The organism is Bradyrhizobium sp. Ken01 (assembly GCF_055807355.1).
Genome location: NZ_JBVVPC010000036.1, coordinates 1 through 22,444, shown reverse-complemented (window position 1 = coordinate 22,444; position 22,444 = coordinate 1). Strand labels below are relative to the sequence as shown.

Sequence of the window (22,444 nt, the reverse complement as noted above, 5' to 3'; positions counted from 1 at the left end):
TTCGATGCATTGCGGTAGAAGCACCGCCAACCGCCCCCTTTGTTCCCCGAAAAGAGGCCCTCATGACCGCCATCATCGACATCATCGGACGCGAAATCCTCGATAGCCGCGGTAATCCCACCGTCGAGGTCGACGTCGTGCTGGAAGATGGTGCGCTCGGTCGTGCCGCGGTGCCGTCAGGCGCCTCCACCGGCGCCCATGAGGCGGTGGAATTGCGCGACGGCGACAAGGCCCGCTATCTCGGCAAGGGCGTCACCAAGGCGGTCGGCGCCGTCAACGGCGAGATCTTCGAGGCCCTGAGCGGCCTCGATGTCGAGCAGCAGGCCCAGATCGACCAGATCATGATCGACCTCGACGGCACGCCGAACAAGAGCCGGCTGGGCGCCAACGCCATCCTCGGCGTGTCGCTCGCCTGCGCCAAGGCGGCCGCGAACTCGCTCGACATGCCGCTCTACCGTTACGTCGGCGGCACCTCGGCGCGTCTCTTGCCGGTGCCGATGATGAACATCATCAATGGCGGCATGCATGCCGACAACCCGATCGACTTCCAGGAGTTCATGATCCTGCCCGTCGGCGCATCCTCCTTCGCCGAGGGTCTGCGCTATGGCGCGGAAGTGTTCCACACGCTGAAGTCCGAGCTGAAGAAGGCCGGCCACAACACCAATGTTGGCGACGAGGGCGGCTTCGCCCCGAACCTGCCGTCGGCGGACGCCGCGCTCGAATTCGTCATGAACGCGATCGGCAAGGCCGGCTACAAGGCGGGCTCCGACATCGTGATCGGCCTCGACTGCGCCTCGACCGAGTTCTTCAAGGATGGCAAATACGTCTACGAAGGCGAGGGCAAGACCCGCTCGGTCTCCGAGCAGGCCAAGTACCTTGCTGACCTCGTCTCGCGCTATCCGATCGTGACCATCGAGGACGGCATGTCGGAAGACGACATGGACGGCTGGAAGGAGTTGACCGACCTCGTCGGCAAGAAGTGCCAGCTCGTCGGTGACGATCTCTTCGTCACCAACGTCAAGCGCCTCGCCGAAGGCATCAAGGCCGGACGGGCCAATTCGATCCTGATCAAGGTCAACCAGATCGGCACGCTGACCGAGACGCTCGCCGCCGTCGAAATGGCGCACAAGGCCGGCTACACCTCGGTGATGTCGCACCGCTCCGGCGAGACCGAGGATTCCACCATCGCGGACCTCGCGGTCGCCACCAATTGCGGACAGATCAAGACCGGCTCCCTTGCACGCTCCGATCGCACCGCCAAATACAACCAGCTCCTGCGTATCGAGCAGCAGCTCGGCAAACAGGCGCTCTACGGCGGCAAGGCGGCACTGAAGGCGCTGGCATAAGCCGGCGGTCGGACAAAAACAGGGGAGGATCGACATGAGCGACGGCAAGACCGGACTGCAACTGCGTTCGCTGATCAAGACGAGCGGTGAGCTCGAGATCTCGCTTCTCGACGTGCCGACCCCCGAACCCGCCGCGGACGAGGTCGTCGTCCGCGTCGAGGCGGCGCCGATCAATCCGTCCGACCTCGGGCTCCTGATCGGCGCGGCCGACATGAGCACGGCAAAGGCTTCCGGCGACAAGGGCGCTCCCGTCATCACCGCGAAGGTGCCGGAGGGCGCGATGCGGGCGATGGCAGGCCGGCTCGACGAGTCCATGCCGGTCGGTAACGAGGGCGCGGGAGTCGTGATCGGGACCGGCTCCTCGGATGCCGCGAAGGCGCTGATGGGCAAGACCGTCGCCATGATCGGCGGCGCGATGTACACCCAGTATCGCACGTTGAAAGTGCGCGAGTGCCTGCCGCTGCCGGAAGGCACCACGCCGGCCGAAGGTGCCTCCTGCTTCGTCAATCCGCTCACCGCGCTCGGCATGACCGAGACCATGCGGCGCGAGGGTCACAAGGCGCTGGTGCACACCGCGGCCGCATCCAATCTCGGCCAGATGCTGAACAAGATCTGCATCAAGGATGGCATCCCGCTGGTCAACATCGTGCGCAGCAAGGAGCAGGCCGACATCCTGCACAAGATCGGCGCCAAATATGTCGTCAATTCCACCGCGCCGAGCTTCCTCGGCGATCTCACCGACGCGCTGGTCGAGACCGGCGCCACCATCGCCTTCGACGCCATCGGCGGCGGCAAGCTCGCCGGCGACATCCTTAACTGCATGGAAGTCGCGATCAACAAGACTGCGAAGGAATACAGCCGCTACGGCTCCAACGTGCACAAGCAGGTCTACGTCTATGGCGCGCTCGATGTTCGCCCGATCGAGCTGCCGCGCGGCTTCGGCATGGCCTGGGGCGTCGGCGGCTGGCTGCTGTTTCCGTTCCTCATGAAGATCGGGCAGGCGGACGGGGCCAGGCTGCGCCAGCGCGTGGTCGACGAACTGAAGACCACGTTTGCCAGCCACTACACCAAGGTGGTGTCGCTTTCCGAGGCGCTCGATCCCGCCAACATCGCGGTCTATGCCAAACGCGCCACTGGCGAAAAATTCCTCATCAACCCAAATAAATAATCGGCACGTGCGACGGCTCGTCACCCAAAGAAGGTCTTGCCTTCTGAGCGAAGCGGGAGATTATTCCGCCGCCATTGAAAGCGGAAAAACCGCAAGGCGCGCTCAGAAGGGGACTTCTCCATGACCGATCTCAATCGCCGCCATTTGCTCGCAGGTGCTGCCGTCCTCGGTGCGGCGGCCGTGACCAAGCTTGGATCGACCGCCGCCAATGCCGCGGTGCCGCAAGCCGGCACGCAGGCGCCGGGCTTCTATCGCTACAAGGTCGGCAGCTACGAGTGCACCTCGATCAATGACGGTGCGCGCACTTTCCCGATGCCGGACAAGTTCGTCGTCAACGCGCCGAAGGAGGAAGCGTTGGCCGCGGGCGAGGCGGCCTACATGCCGAAGGGCATGGTCACGGTGCCGTTCAACCCGCAGCTCATCAACACCGGCTCCAAGCTCGTGCTGATCGATACCGGCAACGGTGTCGCCAATCTCGAGCCCAGCAAGGGCGCGGTCGGTCGCACGCTGCAGAATCTCCAGGCCGCCGGCGTCGACCCCAAGAGCATCGACGTCGTGCTGCTCTCGCATCTGCATCCCGACCACACCAACGGCATTCGTCTCGCCGACGGCGCGCTTGCCTTCCCCAATGCGGAGATCATGGTGCCCGGCAAGGACTGGGAGTTCTGGACCAGCGAGGACAACGCCGCCAAGGCCGAGTCGAACGGGATGATGAAGAACTACTTCGCCAATGTGAAGAAGACCTTTGCCGGGCTCGAGTCCAAGGTCACGAAGTACGAGTGGGGCAAGGAGGTCGCGCCGGGCATCACGTCGATCGCGACGCCCGGCCACACCCCCGGGCACACCTCGTTCGCGGTTGCCTCGGGCGATGCCAAGGTGCTGGTCCAGTCCGACGTCACGAACATCCCCGAGTTCTTCCTGCGCAATCCGGACTGGCATGTGGTGTTCGACACCGATGCTGCGCTGGCGCAGGAGACGCGTCACAAGTTCTACGACATGGCGGCGGCCGAGAAGGCGACCGTGATCGGCTTCCACTTCACCTTCCCCTCGGTCGGGCATGTCGAGAAGGACGGCGCCAAGTATCGCCTGATCCCGTCGGCGTGGAATCCGACGATCTGAGCCGATTTGCAGATTTTTGCCGAGGATCAGGCCGCCACTTGGCGGCCTGATTGTTTGGGCAACCGTTCAGAAACGCAGCGTTTCCAAATCCGACTGGTCCATGCACTTGCATCCATCACTCGGGATCGCTTAAGTGCCGACCCGGCACTCCCGCTGAAGATTTCGAGGACACTCCATGGCCTACAATATCGTCACGATCGCCGGCAGCCTGCGCAAGGACAGCTTTTCGCTGAAGATCGCCCATGCGCTCGCCAAGCTCGCGCCGGCCTCGCTCAAGCTCGAGGTCATCACGCCGGCCGGCATCTCGTTCTTCAACCAGGACCTTGAGGGCGCGCCGCCGGCCGATTGGCTGTCTTTCCGCGAAAAGATCCAGAAATCGGACGGCGTCATCTTCGTCACGCCGGAATACAATCGCGCGATCCCGGGCGTGCTGAAGAACGCCATCGACGTCGCCTCGCGGCCCTATGGCAAGAGCTCGTTTAATGGCAAGCCGGTTGGCATCATCGCGAACTCGCCGGGCCCGCTCGGCGGCGTCAGCGCCGCCAAGACGCTGCAGAACATCCTGCCGGGTATTTCCGGCCCGATCATGCAGCAGCCGGAGGCCTATTTGAACGGAGTGGGCGACGCCTTCGATGCTGAGGGCAACGTGACCAAGGAGTCCCTGAAGCCTGTGATCCAGGCCTATATCGACGCGTTTGCGGTGCACGTCGCGAAGCATCACGGCTGAGGCGCGATTCCCAGGACTTCGTCATGGCCGGGCAAAGGCGCGAAGCGCGTCTTCGCGCTAGGTGTCCCGGCCATCCACGTCCTTGCTGAACTGACGAAGAACGTGGATGCCCGGCACAAGGCCGGGCATGACGGCTGAGTCAGGCATGGGAACGCGATGCGCGCGGGGGCCATTAGCACGCCCTTAACCAACCTGTCCCATCTTCCCAAGATGGTCTCCCGCGCGCGCCTCAAATCGATCCTGACCGGTCTTGCCCTCTATGCGATGGCGGCCGCCATCGTCGGTTATTTCGGTGTCAACGCCTATACCGGCAAATACGGCCTCAACGCCCGTCAGGAGCTCGACCAGGAGATCGTGGCGCTGACCAGCGAGCTGGCCCAGCTCAAGCGGGAGCGCGCCAGGAGCGAGCAGCGCGTTTCGCTGCTGCGCTCCGCGAAGATCGACCCCGACATGCTGGACGAGCGGGCGCGCTTCCAACTCGACTACGTCAATCCGCGCGATCTGGTCCGGACGATCCCGGCGAACTGACAACTCTTCCTAAAGTTGAAGGACTGGAACCGGATTGCCGCCTTGACGGGATCGCGGCAACCGGCTCATGGCTTCTATCACCATGGCCTGGGTTGACGCAGATCAACCAGGCCGTGCCGGCACGCTCTAGATTGCCACCCGGAGGAAACACAGTGATGAATGGGCAATCCCCCCGGCATCACGCGGCCCGTGTCGAGGCCGCCATTACGTCAGGCCAGGCGGCACGCTCGTCGCTCGTGGCCTCGTGGCGCCGTTCGTCCAGATTGCATCGTCTCGATCCCGCCGGCCGTGGCTCGCCGAACCGGCTGAGCGAAGCCGAACTGCACCGCGCGCGCGAGCGCGTCGCGCCGCTGCTCGCCGCGGCGCGAGGTGCGATGGACCGGCTCTACCAGGCGGTCGGCGCCAGCGGCTGCTGCGTGCTGCTCGCCGACGGGGAGGGCGTGCCGGTCGATCGTCGCGGCACCCCGGCCGACGATGCGACATTTCAGTCCTGGGGCCTCTGGACCGGCGCGCTCTGGAGCGAGGAGCATGAGGGCACCAACGGCATCGGTACCTGCCTCGTCGAGCAGCGTCCGCTGACGATCGACCGCGACCAGCATTTCTTCACCCGCAACACGCTTCTGAGCTGCACCGCCGTTCCGATCTACGACCATGAGGCTGCGTTCGCCGGCGTGCTCGACGTCTCCTCCTGCCGCGCCGATCGTACCGACGTGTTTTCCAATCTGATCGCGCTCGCGGCCGGTGAGGCGGCCAAACGTATCGAGGCCGATCTGTTTCGCAGGGCCTTCGTCCATGCCCGCATCGTGTTGACGCAAGCGGCGGACGGCCAATGCGGCGGCCTCGTCGCGGTCGATGCGGACGATCTCGTGATTGGCGCGACCAGGACTGCCCGGGCGGGACTGGGGCTCGCGCCGGGCCGGGCGTTGCGACCAGCGCCTGCGGCCGATCTCCTCGGCGGCGATGTTGTGCACGACCACCTCGCTGGCGGCCAGCGCGCCGTGTTGCAGCGGGCTCTCCTGCGCGCCGGCGGCAATGTCTCGGCTGCCGCCAAGGCCCTCGGCGTCAGCCGCGCCACGCTGCACAGGAAGCTCAAGCGGTTCGAGCTGAACGCGCATTGAGCTGCTGGTAGATCTTCATGGTGAGGAGACCGCGAAGCGGTCGTCTGGAATCACAAGAGGCCCTGACGTCACCCCCAGCCATCCTTCGAGACGCGCGCAAGAGCGCGCTCCTCGGGATGAGGTCAGTATGTGCGGCGGCACGACGTGCAGCCTCGTCACCTGTCGCAGAACTGCGACAGGTCGGCTCCGTCATCGCTCCTATCAGGGCTGACAGAAGACCCCTCCCGCGACATCGTCGGCGCAAGTCGCGACCACGCGACGAATTGCGCAAACAGCAAACATCGGGAGTGATCAATGAACAAGGTAGAATTCCTCAGCGTCAGCAAAATTCCCTTCGCCGAACGCTACGACAATTTCATCGGCGGCAAGTTCGTCGCGCCGATCTCCGGCAAGTATTTCGACAACGCCTCGCCGGTGACCGGCCAGATCGTCTGCAAGATCGCGCGCTCCGACGCGCAGGATGTCGAGGCAGCGCTCGACGCTGCGCATGCCGCGAAGGCCGCCTGGGGCCGCACCAGCGTCGCCGAGCGCGCAGCGATGCTGAACCGGATCGCCGACCGTATGGAAGACAATCTCGAGCGTCTCGCCATCGCCGAGACCTGGGACAACGGCAAGCCGATCCGCGAGACCCGCGCAGCGGACATCCCGCTCGCCATCGATCATTTCCGCTATTTCGCCGGCGCCATCCGCGCCCAGGAAGGCTCGATCGGCGAGATCGATCACGACACCGTTGCCTATCATTTTCACGAACCGCTCGGCGTGGTCGGTCAGATCATCCCCTGGAACTTCCCGCTGCTGATGGCCTGCTGGAAGCTCGCGCCCGCGCTCGCCGCCGGCAATTGCGTCGTGCTCAAGCCGGCCGAGCAGACCCCGGCCTCGATCATGGTCTGGGCCGAGATCATCGGTGACATTCTGCCGCCCGGTGTCCTCAACATTGTCAACGGCTTTGGCCTGGAAGCCGGCAAGCCGCTCGCGTCCAGCCCGCGCATCGCCAAGATCGCCTTCACCGGCGAGACCACGACGGGCCGGCTGATCATGCAATATGCCAGCCAGAACCTCATTCCCGTCACGCTCGAGCTCGGCGGCAAGTCGCCCAACATCTTCTTCAGCGACGTCACCGCCGAAGACGACGACTTCTTCGACAAGGCGATCGAAGGGTTCGTCATGTTCGCGCTGAACCAGGGCGAGGTCTGCACCTGTCCGAGCCGGGCGCTGGTCCATGCCGACATCTATGACCGCTTCATGGAGCGGGCGCTGAAGCGCGTCGCCGCGATCAAGCAGGGTGATCCGCGTGCGGCCGACACCATGATTGGTGCGCAGGCGTCGGGCGAGCAGCTCGCAAAAATCCTCTCCTATATCGACATCGGCAAACAGGAGGGCGCAAAGGTCCTGGCCGGCGGCGGACGCGCCGAGCTCGGCGGCGATCTCGCCGGCGGCTTCTACGTCCAGCCGACCGTGTTCGAGGGCCACAACAAGATGCGCGTCTTCCAGGAGGAGATCTTCGGCCCGGTGGTTTCGGTCGCGACCTTCAAGAGCGACGAAGAGGCGCTCGAGATCGCCAACGACACGCTCTATGGCCTGGGGGCAGGCGTCTGGAGCCGCGACGCCAACCGCTGCTATCGCTTCGGCCGGGCGATCCAGGCCGGCCGGGTCTGGACCAACTGCTACCATGCCTATCCCGCGCATGCGGCCTTCGGCGGCTACAAGCAGTCGGGCGTCGGGCGCGAGACCCACAAAATGATGCTCGATCACTACCAGCAGACCAAGAATCTGCTGGTCAGCTACAGCCCCAAGAAGCTCGGCTTCTTCTGATCGGTCGGGCGGAGAGGGCGGCGCTGTTCTGCGCCGCCCGTTCCAAATGTCGGGATCGCGTTGGCTCAACGTTGCTTGACGCGGGCACGAATCTGCGGGTGCGGCGACCGTGTCGATTTGTTGCCCGATCCGCGTCAAAGATTTTGCAATATTACGATCACGTTGCAGTGCGGCATAATGAAAGTCGTGCCATGCCGCCGCGGTGCTTTCCAAGGGCGTTTGACTTGGGTTAGAGAGGGCTGAAGTTTTCTCTGACCCGGAATTCCCATGGCCGCACCCAAGAAAGCCGCCGCAAGCACTGCACAGGACAAGACCGACGGCGGTTCGCCCCCGGAATTCACCAGAGAGCAGGAGCTCAAGGCGCTCCGCGACATGCTCCTGATCCGGCGGTTCGAGGAAAAGGCCGGCCAGCTCTACGGCATGGGTGCGATCGGCGGCTTCTGCCACCTTTATATCGGCCAGGAGGCCGTGGTAGTCGGGATGCAGATGGCCCTGAAGCCGGGCGATCAGGTCATCACCGGTTATCGCGATCACGGCCATATGCTCGCCACCGGCATGGAGGCCAACGGCGTCATGGCCGAGCTCACGGGACGCCGCGGCGGCTATTCCAAGGGCAAGGGCGGCTCCATGCACATGTTCAGCAAGGAGAAGCACTTTTACGGCGGCCACGGTATCGTCGGTGCGCAGGTCTCGCTCGGCACCGGGCTCGCTTTCGCCAATCATTATCGCGACAACGACAATGTCAGCGTCACCTATTTCGGCGACGGCGCGGCCAACCAAGGCCAGGTCTATGAGAGCTTCAACATGGCGGAGCTCTGGAAGCTGCCGGTGATCTACGTCATCGAGAACAACCGCTACGCCATGGGCACTTCGGTCTCGCGCGCCTCGGCGCAGCAGGATTTTTCCAAGCGCGGCGCCTCCTTCAACATTCCCGGCAAGCAGGTCGACGGCATGGACGTCCGCGCCGTCAAGGCCGCCGGCGACGAGGCGGCGGCGTGGTGCCGGGCCGGCAAGGGCCCCTTCATCCTGGAGATGCAGACCTACCGTTATCGCGGCCACTCGATGTCCGACCCCGCCAAGTACAGAACGCGCGAGGAGGTCGAAAAAGTCCGCCACGACCAGGATCCGATCGAGCAGGTACGCAACCGCCTGTTGGCCGCCAAGGTCAGCGAGCAGGATCTGAAAGCGATCGACGCCGAGGTGCGCGACATCGTCAACGCGTCTGCCGATTTCGCCCAGCATGATCCCGAGCCGGATGCCGCCGAGCTCTGGACCGATATTTACCGCTGAACGCGCGCAAGCTTTCTTTTGGAGTCGATATGCCAATTCAAGTGCTGATGCCCGCGTTGTCGCCCACGATGGAGAAGGGCAACCTCTCCAAATGGCTGAAAAAAGAGGGTGAGACGATCAAGTCCGGCGACGTCATCGCCGAGATCGAGACCGACAAGGCGACCATGGAAGTCGAGGCGACCGATGAAGGTACGCTCGGCAAGATCCTGATCCCCGAGGGCACCGCCGACGTGGCCGTGAACACGCCGATCGCGACGATTCTGGCCGATGGCGAGAGTGCCGCCGATCTCGCCAAGGCGCCCGCGCCTGCCCAGCAGCAGAAGGCTGCTGAGTCCGCCGCCCCCGCCGCCGCGAAGGCCGAGGCTCCAGCTCCCAAGGCTGCGCCGGCGCCGCAGGTCGTCGCAGAGCCAGATCCGGAAGTGCCCGCCGGCACCGAGATGGTGACGCAGACCATCCGCGAAGCCCTCCGCGATGCCATGGCCGAAGAGATGCGCCGCGACGCCGACGTCTTCGTGATGGGCGAAGAAGTCGCCGAATACCAAGGCGCCTACAAGGTGACGCAAGGCCTGCTTCAGGAATTCGGCGCCAAGCGCGTCATCGACACGCCGATCACCGAGCACGGCTTTGCCGGCATCGGCGTCGGCGCCGCGATGAGCGGGTTGAAGCCGATCGTCGAGTTCATGACCTTCAACTTCGCCATGCAGGCAATCGACCAGATCATCAACTCCGCGGCCAAGACGCTCTACATGTCCGGCGGCCAGATGGGCTGCTCGATCGTGTTCCGCGGGCCCAACGGCGCCGCTTCCCGCGTGGCCGCCCAGCACAGCCAGGATTATTCGTCCTGGTATTCGAACGTTCCGGGCCTCAAGGTCGTCGCGCCGTTCTCGGCCGCTGATTACAAGGGCCTGCTCAAGGCTGCGATCCGCGATCCCAATCCGGTGATCTTCCTTGAGAACGAGATGCTCTACGGTCACACCGGCGAGGTGCCGAAGCTCGACGATTTCGTGATTCCGATCGGCAAGGCGCGCATCGTGCGCTCGGGCAGCCATGTCACGATCATCTCATGGTCGAACGGCATGAGCTACGCGCTGAAGGCCGCCGCCGAACTCGCCAAGGACGGCATCGAGGCCGAAGTGATCGATCTGCGCACGCTGCGCCCGATGGACACCGAGACCATCATCAACTCGGTCAAGAAGACCGGCCGCGCCGTCACAGTGGAAGAGGGCTGGGCCCAGAGCGGCGTCGGCGCCGAGATCGCCGCGCGGATCATGGAGCATGCCTTCGACTATCTGGATGCGCCTGTAACCCGCGTCTCCGGCAAGGACGTGCCGATGCCCTATGCCGCGAACCTGGAAAAGCTCGCGCTGCCTTCGGCTGCCGAAGTTGTCGAGGCGGCCAAAGCCGTCTGCTACAGGTAGACCATGGCGGGTCCGAAGGAGCAGCCATTACCACCCGACGTCCTCGTCCGCGATGATGCGGTCGAGATCCTGCGCGTGTTCGTGCTGGACGGCGGGCTGTCGATGGCATTCCAGCGGGCCTTCGACGAGCCGGACATGTGGGGCCTGCTGCTCGTCGATCTCGCGCGTCACGCCGCGCGCGCCTATGCGCGCGAGAGCGAATACACCGAGGAGGACGCGCTGAACCGGATCATCGAGATGTTCCAGGCCGAGATCGAGCGTCCCACCGACACCGGCACCACGACGCCGCGCGGGAAGGGGCACTGACCGTGGCGATCGAATCCTATCATTTCGATTTTATGCTGGAGGCGATCCGCGAGGCGGAAGCCTCGATCGCGCAAGGCGGTCTGCCGATCGGCGCCGTGCTGACCCGCGACAACAAGGTGATCGCCCGCGGCCACAACAACCGCGTGCAGGAGAACAACCCGATCCTGCACGGCGAGATGAGTTGCCTGCGCGAGGCGGGTGCGATTTCGTTCCACGATACCGTCATGTACACCACGCTGTCGCCATGCGCGATGTGTGCCGGTGCGCTCGCGCTGTTCAAGGTCAAGCTCGTGGTGATCGGAGAGTCCGTCACTTTCGAGGGCTCCAAGGACATCCTCGACAAGTTCGGCATCCCCTGGATCGATCTTGCGGACGACCGCTCCATCACCATGATGAAGAACTGGCGTTCCATCCCTGCCAATGAGCGCCTGTGGCAGGGCGACATCGGCAACTAACCTGGTCTGTCTGTCTTCGGTCCGGAGACGGATTTTTGCAAAGTTCTTCTTGAGGTCAGCATGCCCATCAACATCCTGATGCCCGCTCTTTCGCCGACGATGGAGAAGGGCAACCTCGCCAAGTGGCTGAAGAAGGAAGGCGACAAGGTCAAATCCGGCGACGTCATCGCCGAGATCGAGACCGACAAGGCGACCATGGAGGTCGAGGCCATCGACGAGGGCACGATCGCCAGGATCCTCGTGCCAGAGGGCACGCAGGACGTCCCGGTCAATGACGTGATCGCGGTGCTGGCCGGCGAGGGGGAGGACGTGAAGGCGGCAGGTGCCGCCAAGCCGAGCGCTTCGGCCGCACCTCCGAAAGCTGCTGAAGCTGCCGCACCGGCGCCCGTGCCTGCTGCGCCCAAGGCCGCGCCGGCGCCCACAGCTGCCGCGCCGAAACCTGCTGTCGCACCGGCCGTGCAGAGCAACGGCCAGGGCGGCCGCGTCTTCTCGTCGCCGCTGGCGCGTCGTCTCGCCAAGGAAGCCGGCGTCGATGTTGCGATGGTCACAGGCACCGGCCCGCACGGCCGCGTGGTGGCACGCGACGTCGAGCAGGCGAAGTCCGGCAAGGGCCTGAAGGCACCCGCGGCGGCGCCGTCAGGCGCGCCCTCGAGCGCGCCGACCATGTCGGACAAGCAGATTCTGTCGCTGTTCGAACCGGGCTCTTACGAGGTCGTCCCGCATGATGGGATGCGCCGCACCATTGCCCAACGTTTGACCGCGTCGATTCAGAACGTCCCGCACTTCTACCTCACCATCGACTGCGACATCGGCAAGCTGCTCGCCGCGCGCGAGGAGATCAATGCGGCTGCTCCCAAGGACAAGGAGAAGAAGCCGCTCTACAAGATCTCGGTCAACGATTTCGTCATCAAGGCGATGGCGGTCGCGCTGCAGAAAATTCCGAATTGCAATGTGAGCTGGACCGAAAGCGGCATGGTCAAGCACCACCATTCCGACGTCGGCGTTGCGGTGGCGATGCCCGGCGGCCTGATCACGCCGATCATCCGGAAGGCGGAGACCAAGACCCTGTCGACCATCTCCAACGAGATGAAGGATTTTGCGACACGCGCCCGCTCGCGCAAGCTGAAGCCGGAAGAATACCAGGGTGGCACCACGGCCGTCTCCAACCTCGGCATGTTCGGCATCAGCCACTTCACCGCCGTGATCAACCCGCCGCATGCGACCATCCTCGCGGTCGGCACCAGCGAGGAGCGGCCGGTCGTCCGCGGCGGCAAGATCGAGATCGCGAACATGATGAGCGTAACATTGTCGTGCGATCATCGTGCCATCGACGGCGCGCTCGGCGCGGAGCTGATCGGCGCCTTCAAGCAGCTGATCGAAAACCCCGTCATGATGATGGTGTAGCCGGGGGAGCGCGGGGTGAATGCGAACGCGTTGGCCCTGGATCTCCTTGTTGCTCTCGGCTGTGGTTGCACTCAATCCGGTCGGGCTCGATATTCTGCATTCCGCGTTCTTTGCCGGCGAGCAGCTGGCACGGAGCATCGGCCAGGCGGTCGTTATGATCGCGCTGGCTATCATGGCCGGCGCGATCCTGCTCGAATGGCTGGTCAGGGTTTTGATTTCCAGGCGCCGCGCCCGCGGCACCTCTTGAGTTGAACGGGAGCCGCCATGGCCGATACATCCTTCGACATCATCATCATCGGCTCCGGTCCCGGCGGCTATGTCACCGCGATCCGCGCCGCCCAGCTCGGCTTCAAGGTCGCGATCGTCGAGAAATCCTATCTCGGCGGCATCTGCCTGAACTGGGGCTGCATCCCGACCAAGGCGCTGCTGCGCTCGGCCGAGATCTACCACTACATGCAGCACGCCAAGGATTACGGTCTGTCGGCGGACAACGTCTCGTTCGATCCGAAGGCCGTGGTGCAGCGCTCGCGCGGCGTCTCGAAGCGGCTGAACGACGGCGTCGGCTTCCTGATGAAGAAGAACAAGGTCAGCGTGATCTGGGGCGCGGCCTCGATCGACGCGCCCGGCAAGGTCACGGTGAAGAAGTCCGACGTCGACGGCCCCAAAGGCACGCTGGGCGAGGGGGCTTATCAGGCCAAGCACATCATTGTCGCGACCGGCGCGCGGCCGCGCGTGCTGCCGGGACTTGAGCCCGACAAGAAGCTGATCTGGACCTACTTCGAAGCCATGGTGCCGGAGCGGATGCCGAAATCGCTGCTGGTGATGGGCTCGGGCGCGATCGGGATCGAGTTCGCATCCTTCTTCAAGACGATGGGCTCCGACGTCACGGTGGTCGAGGTGCTGCCGCAGATCCTGCCGGTCGAAGACGCCGAGATTGCCGCTCTTGCCCGCAAGCGCCTCGAGAAGCAGGGCATCAAGATCCTCACCAATACGGGCGTGACGAAGCTGGAGAAGAAGAGCGACAGCGTGGTCGCGACGCTCGATGACGGCAAGGCGAAGCAGACCGCCGAGTTCGAGCGCGTGATCTCTGCCGTCGGCGTCGTCGGAAACATCGAGAATCTCGGTCTCGAAAAGCTCGGCGTCAAAACCGAGCGCGGCTGCATCGTGATCGACGGCTACGGCAAGACCAACGTTCCCGGCATCTATGCCATCGGTGACGTCGCGGGTCCCCCGATGCTGGCCCACAAGGCCGAGCATGAGGGCGTGATCTGCGTCGAGGCCATCAAGGGCCTGCATCCGCACCCCATGGACAAGCTGATGATCCCCGGCTGCACCTATTGCAACCCGCAGGTCGCCTCGGTCGGCCTGACCGAAGCCAAGGCCAAGGAGAATGGCCGCGAGATCCGCGTTGGCCGCTTCCCCTTCGTCGGCAACGGCAAGGCGATCGCGCTCGGCGAGGACCAGGGCCTGGTCAAGGTCATCTTCGACAAGAAGACCGGTCAGCTGCTCGGCGCCCACATGGTCGGCGCCGAGGTCACCGAGCTGATCCAGGGCTACGTCGTCGCCATGAACCTGGAGACCACGGAAGAAGAGCTGATGCACACCGTGTTCCCGCATCCGACCCTGTCGGAGATGATGAAGGAAGCCGTGCTGGATGCGTATGGACGGGTACTGAATATTTGACATCAGACCCGTCATCCTGAGGTGCGAGCGCAGCGAGCCTCGAAGGATGCACGGCCGAGATACAGCAGCCGGGCTCGTCGCCCTTCGAGGCCTCCGCTTCGCTCCGGCACCTCCAGCGACAACGGCTTCGCCGTTGCGCAGGGGTGACGGGATAGACATTGAGAACACCAGAACAAGAAGGAAACCACCCCATGCAAGACAACGACAACCTCACCATCGAACGCCCGAGCTTCGTCACCCATCTCGAATGCGCGATGGAAGGCGATCATTATGCAGCCGACCAGGTCCACAACCTCTCCAAGGCCGGCAAGCCGCTCCTCGTGCGCTACGACCTCGCCGGCGTGAAGAAGGCGCTGACCAGGGACGCGCTTGCGCAGCGCCCCGCCGACATGTGGCGCTACCGCGAGCTGCTGCCGGTGCGCAAATGCCAGGACATTGTCTCGCTCGGCGAGGTCACGACGCCGCTGATCCGGCTGCCCAAGCTCGGCAAGAAGCTCGGCGGCGGCGAGATCATCGTCAAGGACGAGGGGCGGCTGCCGACCGGCTCGTTCAAGGCGCGCGGCCTCGTGATGGCGGTGTCGATGGGCAAGGCGCTCGGCATCAAGCACATGGCGATGCCGACCAACGGCAATGCCGGTGCGGCGCTCGCGGCCTATGCGACCTCCTGCGGCATCAAGACCACGATCTTCTGCCCGGCCGATACGCCCGAGGTGAACGTCAGCGAGATCGAGCTTCAGGGCGCGACCGTCTACCGCGTCAACGGCTATATCGACGATTGCGGCAAGATCGTCGGCGAGGGCAAGGCGAAAGTCGGCTGGTTCGACACCTCGACCTTGAAGGAGCCGTACCGGATCGAAGGCAAGAAGACGATGGGGCTCGAACTCGCCGAGCAGCTCGGCTGGGACGTGCCCGACGTGATCTTCTATCCGACCGGCGGCGGCACCGGCCTGATCGGCATGTGGAAGGCCTTCGACGAGCTCGAGAAGATCGGCTTCATCGGCTCGAAGCGCCCGCGCATGGTTGCGGTGCAGGCCTCCGGCTGCGCGCCGATGGTGCGCGCCTATGAGGCCGGCACCGAGCATGCGACGCGCTGGGAGGACGCCCACACCATCGCGTCAGGCATTCGCGTGCCGCAGGCGATCGGCGACTTTCTCATTTTGCGCGCTGTCCGCGAGAGCAAGGGCTTTGCCATCGCGGTCGACGATGACAAGATCTCGTCGGCGCTGAACGAGGTCGCGCGCGAGGAGGGATTGTTGCTCTGCCCCGAAGGTGCTGCAACCTACGCCGCCTACAAGGACAGCCTCGCCGACGGCCGCGTCAGCACGACCGACCGCGTGATGCTGTTCAACTGCGCCACCGGCCTGAAATACCCGCTGCCGCCGGTCAACCGCACGCTCGATCGCCACAAGCCGATCGATTATTCGCAGTTCTAGCGCGGCATTTCGTCTCTTCACGAACGATCCCTCTTCCCGTACGCGGGAAGAGACAAAAACAACAATGACATTGCTGGGAGAAAACAATGAAGGCCGCCTGGGCTGCGCTGATTGCTATTCTCGCTGTTGCAGGCGCCGCTCGCGCCGACGATTATCCTTCACGTCCCATCACCATCATCGTTCCCTTCGCCGCCGGCGGGCCGTCGGATGCGATGGCGCGCGTGCTTGCCGAGCGGATGCGCACGGCGCTCGGCCAGCCGCTGGTGATCGAGAACGTCACTGGCGCGGGCGGCTCGATTGGCGTCGGCCGTGCCCTGCATTCGGCCCCCGACGGCTACACGATCTCGTTCGGCCATCTCGGCACCCACGTCGCCAACGGCGCGGTCTACAAGCTCAATTACGACCTGGTCGCGGATCTCGAGCCGGTGGTGCTGCTGCCGAGCAATCCGATGATCGTCGTCAGCAAGAACGCGGTGCCCGCAACCTCGCTGAAGGAGTTGCTGGACTGGCTGAAGTCGCGGCCATCACCGCCGACCGCCGGCACCGCCGGCGCGGGTTCCGGCAGCCACATCGCCGGGGTCTATTTCGAGAGCGTCAGCGGCATCAAGCTGCAATACGTGCCGTATCGCGGCACCGCGCCCGCCCTGAACGATCTCATCGCCGGCCAGATCGACGTCATCGTCGACCAGACGTCGAACTCCATCAACCAGGTCCGCGCCGGCACCATTCGCGCTTACGCCATCACCGACGACAAGCGCCTGTCGTCGGCGCCCGACATCCCGACGGCGGAGGAGGCGGGCCTGAAGGGTTTCAACATGACGCTGTGGTCCGGCATGTGGGTGCCGAAGGGCACGCCGAAGGCGATCGTCGCCAAACTCAATGCCGCAGCCGTGGAAGCGCTGAACGATCCCGGCGTGAAGAAGCAGCTCGAAAGCCAGGGGCTGGAGATGACGCCGCAGGATCAGCTCACGCCCGAGGCCCTCGGCGCGCGCCAGAAGGCGGAGATCGCAAAGTGGTGGCCGATGATCAAGGCGGCCAACATCAAGGTGGATTGAGGCGTTCTGGTAGGTGGATTAGAGAAGCGTAATCCACCTCTTTGCGGCGAAAAGGCTGGTGGATTACGCTTCGCTAATCCACCCTACGAAGCTGCGGCTATTCCGTTCCCGTATAGCCCACCGGCGTCGCCACGGCCGCCGCGTCCTTCGTCACCACGCGCTGGTCGCTCTTGCCGGCGATCATGCCGCTGCCCTCGAACCGGGCGCGGTAGACCAGAACGTTCTCGATCACGCGCTGGACGTAGTTGCGCGTCTCCGACAGCGGGATGCGCTCGACCCAATCGACCGGATCGACCTTGGGATCCCTGGGGTCGCCGCGCGCCTGCACCCATTCGCGCACGCGGCCACGGCCGGCATTGTAGCCGGCGAAGGTCATGATCTGGTTGCCGCGGTATTCCGACATCAGCGCGCTGAGCTCGGCCGCGCCCATCTGCGTGTTGTAGACGGGATCGGAGACCATCTTGTCCCAATCATAGGTCAGGCCGAAGCGCTTTGCGGTGTCGCGGCCGGCTTCCGGCGTCACCTGCATCAGACCGACCGCGTTGGCGGCCGACTTGTCGCGCTGGTCGAACGAGCTTTCGGTGCGCGCCACCGAATAGATCACGCTGGGGTCGATTGCAGGCGCGACCTGCTTGTGTTCAGGGATGCCGATGGTCGGGAAGGCGTAGTGATCGAGTGCGAGCCCGCGCGCCAGCGCCGACTTGCCGACCTCCAGCATCACGCGCGCATCATTGCGCCGGCCGGCGAGCTCGCCGAGCGCTTCGAGTGCCGCCACGTCGGTGCTCTCCTTGGCGAAATCCTCGGCGTAGTAAAACACCATGTCGCGCTCACCGACGCCGTAGAGCATGTCGGCGGCGCGCACGCGGTCGTCCGCGGGCGGCGTGTCGGCTGCTGCCAGCACGGGCGAGGGCGCGCGCAGCTCGATGCGGTCGAGGCCGAGCCTGGCGCGGGCGAGCTGGCCGTAATAGGCGGTCGGATAGCGCGCCGCGGCCTGATAGCTCAGGCGCGCATCGGCGGTTGCGTTCATCGCCTCCGCCGCGCGACCGCGCCAATAATGCGCGCGCGACAGCGCGATCGGGTTGGCCGAGCCTTCGTCGATCGCGGCGAAGTGCGTCATCGCCGCCTTGGGATCATCGAGATAGCGCAGCGCGATCCAGCCGCACATGAAGTGATAGTCGACGCGATAGACTTCCATCGCGGGCACGGCCGCCGAGCGCACCACATCATAGGCGGTTTTGAACTTGCCCTGGTCGAGCAGCTTTCGCGCGAGCAGGCGGCGCTCGCGCCACCAGGCGTCGGTGTCTTGCGCCGCCATCGTATCGGGCGCGGCGGCCAGGATCACCTCGGCCGCGTCGTCGATGCGGTCATTCTGGAGATGCCATTGCGCGCGGCACAGCACATAGCCGAGGTCGCGGCGCGCCTCGGCCGAGACGTCCTCGAGATAATCCTTGGCCTTGCCGGCCTTGCCGGTGACGGCGGCGCAGGCCTTGACGATCGCGAGCGCATCCTCGCCGAGCCGCTTGGCTGCGCGCCGCGCACCTGCGTAGTCCTTGGCGCCGAGGCGCTTGTCCATGCGGGCACGATGATCCTCGGTGGTCAGGAGATCGCGAAACGCTTCGTAGGAATCTTCCTCGCTGCGCTCGGACAATTCGTCGGTGCGCCAGGCATCGCGCACCAGACGCGCGGCCCTGTCGCTATCGCCCTCGGTCATCAGCACGCGGGCGAGCGCGAACTTGCCCTTGGCGCTGGTCGGCCGGTCCATCGTGAATTTGTGCACGGTCGCCGCGTCGGCCTTCTCCTGCCACAGCCGCGCCTCGGCGCGGCGGCGGAGCAGCGCGCTGCTCGGCCAGTCCGGATTGGCGGCGAGGAAGGCGGCGTAGCGCTTGAAATTCGCCGTGCTTTCGGAATGGCGCAGCATGAACCAGTCGGCGAGCTTCTGCCCCGCCGGGTCGGCAATGCGGTCGCGCGCCGCGCTCGCATCCTCGGTCTTGCCCTTCCGCGCGAGATCGATGGCATCCTTCAGCGCGGCGAGATCGCCGGTCAGCGGCGGGGCTGCCGGCTTGTCCGAGGGCGCGTCGTCCTGCTTCTTCGACTTGCGCTTGGCCTCAGCATGCTTGCCGGGTCGAGCCTTGCCGGCGGAGGCGTGGCGCTGCTTGCCGGTTTTCGCCTCATGCGACTTCTTCGGCGCGGACGATTTGTGACTGCTCTTCGCTGCCAGCTCGGTAGGGATGAAGGCCAAAGCGGCCACGGCAACGACACACGCGAGCGAGCGTAGGCACTGGTTCATTCCGTGGTCCCCCTGCGAAACCAGTACAAACCAAAGTCCGCGACGGTATGCGGCTCGAGAATCGAAACGGCGTCAAAAACGGTGACACGACGTCGTTTCGCATCCTCAAGCTGTTCCAACAATGCGGCGAAATACGGATGGAGCGAGGGAACTTGTGCAACGGCGGATAGAGGGGGCTCTTAACCTCTGTTAACCATTCAGGCTCGCGCGGTGGTTGCGGGCGGCTCCTTGGCGCCACAGCGGCCTGATTGTGCGTGTTCCCTGGTCCAGATACGGTGTATTGGGGTCCATAGCCGTTCCTGCAGCCCATTGCCTCACACCCATGCCGCTTTTCAACCAGTCGATCCGGCGCAAAATCGTCGGCATCGCCCTCGGATTGATCGTCCTGATGCTGGTCACCTCGATCCTGTCGATGGTGATGTCGAGCCAGGTCGGCGTCCTCCTCGACGAACTGACCAACCGCTACATTCCGGCCTATAGCCATCTCGCCCGCGCCAATATCCGCTCGCTGGAGCGGGCGCTGGCGCTGCGGCGAATGGTCATGACCAGGATGGGATCGGCGTCGGACGAGGAGGCCTACGCGGCGCGGCTTCGCGACTTCGAGGCATTGGACCGCAAGTTCGAGGAGGAGGCCGAGACCGCGCGCAAGCTCATCAACGCCATCATCGACGACCCCAGGACCCCTTCCGACAACGCCGCACTGGCACGGCTCGACGTTCGAATCGAGAGCGCTGTCACCGAGCTGCGGCGCAATCTGGACGAGGGCAATACGAAACTGCTCAAGCAGATCGAGACCAAGGACATGTCCGAGGCCCGCGGCACGCTGGAACAGCTCGACTCGCTGCGCGATGCGTTCAACCGGAAGGTCGACGCGATCCGCGGCGACATGCTGACGCAGGTCTTCTTCTCGACGTCGCAGGTGATCAGTCGGCAATACCAGGCGATTATCGTGTCGGGAGTCGTGACCTTGCTGGCAGCGGTGCTCGGATTTGCCTTTGCGCTCCTGGTGTCCAGCGGCATTACCCGCCCGGTGCGGCTGCTGCTCGCCGGCACCCGCGAGGTCGAGGCCGGCCGCTTCGACAAGACCATCACCGTCTCCACCCAGGACGAGATCGGCGAGCTGGCTGCAGCCTTCAACCGCATGACCGAACAGCTCAGGCACAACGAGCGCGTCCGCGAGACGTTCGGTCGCTACATCGATCCCAAGGTAGTACAAGGCCTGATCGACCGGCCCGAGGTCGCCATCGACGGCCAGCGCCGAGTGATGACCATCATGTTCTGCGACATGAGCGGCTTCACCGCGATGAGCGAGGGCATGACCCCGCGCGGCCTGGTCAGGGTGATGAACCATTATTTCACGATGATGTCCGGTCCGATCAGGAGCAACCGCGGCATCATCGACAAATATATCGGCGACGCCATCATGGCCTATTGGGGCCCGCCCTTCATCGAGGAGGACGAGCCGGCGCTGCTCGCAGGGCTTGCCGCCATCGACATGGCCGATCAGGTGCCCGCGCTGCAGAAGCAATTGCCGGATCTCCTCGGCATCCGCGCCATGCCGGGGCTTTGCGATCTGCGCATCGGCATCGCGACCGGAGAGGTCCTCACCGGGAGCATTGGCTCCGAGCTGATGATGAGCTTCACCGTGATGGGCGATGCGGTGAATCTCGCCTCGCGGCTGGAGGCCGTCAACAAGACCTATGGCACCCGTATTCTGATCTCGCAGGCGACGGCGGACGCGATCGGCTCGCACCTCGAATTGCGCGAGGTCGACCGTCTCGCGGTCGCCGGCCAGAGCGCGCCGCAAGCGATCTTCGAGGTGATGGGCCGGGCAGGCGTGCTCACTGCCGCGCATGAGGGCCTGCGTTCGCACTACGCCGGAGGCCTCGCCGCCTATCGCGCCCGCCGCTTCGACGAAGCCCGTGCCGCCTTCAACGCGGCACTCGAAGCCGTCCCCGCCGACGGCCCCTCGCGCGCGCTGCTTGCCCGTATCGCGCGGTTCGAAGCCAATCCGCCGGACGAGGGCTGGGACGGCGCCTGGCGGTTGGAGCAGAAATAGCTGGCGGCGCGGGAAAAATTGATTCTACTCGATAACGATGTTCGCCGTGACCTATTTCCCGGGCTTAGGTTTGGTGTCCTTGAGGCGTTTGACGGGGACACGCCGATGACAGAACTTGAGAACAGGCTCGAACGGTTCGAGACGCTCACCGCCGAATGCGAGCTGATCGCCAGGCTCGCCACCGACAGCACCAAGCGCGAGTTTTATCTGAAGCTTTCGGAGCAGTACCGCCAATTGGCTGTGGACATGCGCCAGGCCATCGCGAGCAAAGCTGCGGCCTGACGCCGGCAATCCGTTCTTAACACTTGGCGCGCATCCTCAATGCAGATGCGGGGACGTTTGCTGGGCTTCTCCGCTGTGGGAATGCCGGGCTTGTTGCGGTGCGGCGGCGCCTCGCGAGATTGTTTTGTCGTGCCTCACAGGGCGATCCCATGCGCCTCCTTGCGGTCATCGTGTTTGGACTCATGACGGCAGCCTGCAACCCGGAGCAGGACATCACAGGCTCGACCCCGGTCTGCGCGATGCGGAACTACACCTCCTTCAATCCCCGCGACATGAACCAGTGCGTTGCCGCCTGCAAGGCGTGCGACCACGGCAACACGGTCACCTGCACCACGTCCTGCACGCTCAAGGGCGCCCGCTGAGCCGCTCCGCCTCATGGTTTGGGGCTGACGGTTCCTTTGGCGGTGTTTTGGCACCGGAACGATTCACATGGATTAATCATTGAAGGGGATGGCAGGACGCGGAGTCCTTTGGAATGGGTATGCTCGATCCCGGTCGGTTCCTGGTGTCATGCTCTCACTGCGCAGCCTGGCCGATGGCGGCCAATGTAAAACGTTCGAGCTGGTCGGCTTCACCTAACGAGGTCCGCTTCGTGTGCCCGCGTTGCCGTCGCGAGGAGACTGCGATCATCTCTGCCTCCGGCGAGTTGACGCCGATCCGGCGCGTCGACGTCCCGCCGCGCGACGTCACCGCGGCTTGGGCTCAAGCCCAGCGCGCAAGAGGGCGAGCGTAGCCCGCCCGTTTAAGGACAAGAGGCGACGCACCGTCGGGGCCGTCTCGACGAATCCGAACCGCCAGGCGCCACGAAGCTGTCGCGGTTGTCCGTCGGGCAAAACATCTGACCATTTCTCGATGCGCCCGTGTCAATCCGCTCACGCAAAAATATTCCACTTTACCGAAATTCGGAAACGGCGTATGTGTCGCTCATCCCGGCTCATCCTTGAGGGGCGATCT

Annotated in this window: 20 protein-coding genes; 19 read left to right on the top strand and 1 reads right to left on the bottom strand. The window is 64.5% G+C overall.

The features are described from left to right. Positions 1-62: 62 nt before the first annotated feature. From eno to AC0L3S_RS28315, 16 genes are all read left to right on the top strand, one after another. Positions 63-1,346, top strand: coding sequence for a phosphopyruvate hydratase (gene eno, locus AC0L3S_RS28390; protein WP_473282815.1), 1,284 nt, complete (start codon positions 63-65; stop codon positions 1,344-1,346). A gap of 34 nt (positions 1,347-1,380) precedes the next feature. Further along, positions 1,381-2,514 carry a zinc-binding dehydrogenase gene (locus AC0L3S_RS28385; RefSeq protein ID WP_473260050.1) on the top strand — a complete coding sequence of 378 codons (1,134 nt, stop codon included), beginning with the start codon at positions 1,381-1,383 and terminating at the stop codon, positions 2,512-2,514. 120 nt (positions 2,515-2,634) lie between these two features. Then, a complete protein-coding gene (locus AC0L3S_RS28380; protein ID WP_473282813.1) occupies positions 2,635-3,633 on the top strand; it encodes an MBL fold metallo-hydrolase in 999 nt (332 codons plus the stop codon). A 175-nt stretch (positions 3,634-3,808) separates the two neighbouring features. After that, entirely contained in the window at positions 3,809-4,360 is a 552-nt protein-coding gene (locus AC0L3S_RS28375) for an NADPH-dependent FMN reductase (protein WP_473282811.1), read from the top strand. 210 nt (positions 4,361-4,570) lie between these two features. Continuing rightward, the gene (locus AC0L3S_RS28370) at positions 4,571-4,888 is read left to right on the top strand and encodes an FtsB family cell division protein (RefSeq protein ID WP_007590617.1); all 318 of its coding nucleotides are present in this window, start codon (positions 4,571-4,573) and stop codon (positions 4,886-4,888) included. A gap of 155 nt (positions 4,889-5,043) precedes the next feature. Further along, entirely contained in the window at positions 5,044-6,006 is a 963-nt protein-coding gene (locus tag AC0L3S_RS28365) for a helix-turn-helix domain-containing protein (protein WP_473282809.1), read from the top strand. Between the two features lie 294 nt (positions 6,007-6,300). Further along, positions 6,301-7,818 carry an aldehyde dehydrogenase gene (gene adh, locus AC0L3S_RS28360; protein ID WP_473282807.1) on the top strand — a complete coding sequence of 506 codons (1,518 nt, stop codon included), beginning with the start codon at positions 6,301-6,303 and terminating at the stop codon, positions 7,816-7,818. A gap of 267 nt (positions 7,819-8,085) precedes the next feature. Then, positions 8,086-9,108 carry a pyruvate dehydrogenase (acetyl-transferring) E1 component subunit alpha gene (gene pdhA, locus AC0L3S_RS28355; RefSeq protein ID WP_473260060.1) on the top strand — a complete coding sequence of 341 codons (1,023 nt, stop codon included), beginning with the start codon at positions 8,086-8,088 and terminating at the stop codon, positions 9,106-9,108. A 29-nt stretch (positions 9,109-9,137) separates the two neighbouring features. Further along, entirely contained in the window at positions 9,138-10,526 is a 1,389-nt protein-coding gene (locus AC0L3S_RS28350) for a pyruvate dehydrogenase complex E1 component subunit beta (protein ID WP_473282805.1), read from the top strand. 3 nt (positions 10,527-10,529) lie between these two features. After that, entirely contained in the window at positions 10,530-10,832 is a 303-nt protein-coding gene (locus AC0L3S_RS28345; protein ID WP_007590623.1) for a DUF5076 domain-containing protein, read from the top strand. A 2-nt stretch (positions 10,833-10,834) separates the two neighbouring features. Next, positions 10,835-11,287: a nucleoside deaminase gene (locus AC0L3S_RS28340; RefSeq protein WP_007590624.1), complete on the top strand. Its 453-nt coding sequence runs from the start codon at positions 10,835-10,837 to the stop codon at positions 11,285-11,287. Between the two features lie 60 nt (positions 11,288-11,347). After that, positions 11,348-12,691 (top strand): pyruvate dehydrogenase complex dihydrolipoamide acetyltransferase, encoded by a 1,344-nt coding sequence (locus AC0L3S_RS28335; protein ID WP_473282803.1) that lies wholly within the window; start codon positions 11,348-11,350, stop codon positions 12,689-12,691. 19 nt (positions 12,692-12,710) lie between these two features. Beyond that, the gene (locus AC0L3S_RS28330; RefSeq protein WP_456764183.1) at positions 12,711-12,938 is read left to right on the top strand and encodes a hypothetical protein; all 228 of its coding nucleotides are present in this window, start codon (positions 12,711-12,713) and stop codon (positions 12,936-12,938) included. Positions 12,939-12,955: 17 nt separating this feature from the next. Next, a complete protein-coding gene (gene lpdA / locus AC0L3S_RS28325; RefSeq protein ID WP_473282801.1) occupies positions 12,956-14,374 on the top strand; it encodes a dihydrolipoyl dehydrogenase in 1,419 nt (472 codons plus the stop codon). Between the two features lie 191 nt (positions 14,375-14,565). After that, positions 14,566-15,807 (top strand): threonine synthase, encoded by a 1,242-nt coding sequence (locus AC0L3S_RS28320; protein WP_473260071.1) that lies wholly within the window; start codon positions 14,566-14,568, stop codon positions 15,805-15,807. 86 nt (positions 15,808-15,893) lie between these two features. Beyond that, the gene (locus AC0L3S_RS28315; protein WP_473282799.1) at positions 15,894-16,862 is read left to right on the top strand and encodes a tripartite tricarboxylate transporter substrate binding protein BugD; all 969 of its coding nucleotides are present in this window, start codon (positions 15,894-15,896) and stop codon (positions 16,860-16,862) included. Positions 16,863-16,959: 97 nt separating this feature from the next. Here AC0L3S_RS28315 and AC0L3S_RS28310 read toward each other — a convergent pair whose 3' ends face one another. Beyond that, positions 16,960-19,149, bottom strand: a complete 2,190-nt coding sequence (locus tag AC0L3S_RS28310; protein ID WP_473260075.1) for a transglycosylase SLT domain-containing protein — start codon at positions 19,147-19,149, stop codon at positions 16,960-16,962. A gap of 322 nt (positions 19,150-19,471) precedes the next feature. Between AC0L3S_RS28310 and AC0L3S_RS28305 the strand changes: the two genes are divergently transcribed. The 3 genes from AC0L3S_RS28305 (at position 19,472) to AC0L3S_RS28295 (ending at position 21,852) form a co-directional block, all read left to right on the top strand. Further along, positions 19,472-21,208, top strand: coding sequence for an adenylate/guanylate cyclase domain-containing protein (locus AC0L3S_RS28305; protein WP_473260077.1), 1,737 nt, complete (start codon positions 19,472-19,474; stop codon positions 21,206-21,208). Between the two features lie 105 nt (positions 21,209-21,313). Then, complete coding sequence (locus tag AC0L3S_RS28300; protein WP_007590638.1) at positions 21,314-21,490, top strand: hypothetical protein; 177 nt, start codon at positions 21,314-21,316, stop codon at positions 21,488-21,490. 149 nt (positions 21,491-21,639) lie between these two features. Beyond that, entirely contained in the window at positions 21,640-21,852 is a 213-nt protein-coding gene (locus tag AC0L3S_RS28295) for a hypothetical protein (protein WP_473260079.1), read from the top strand. The last annotated feature ends 592 nt before the right edge of the window (positions 21,853-22,444 follow it).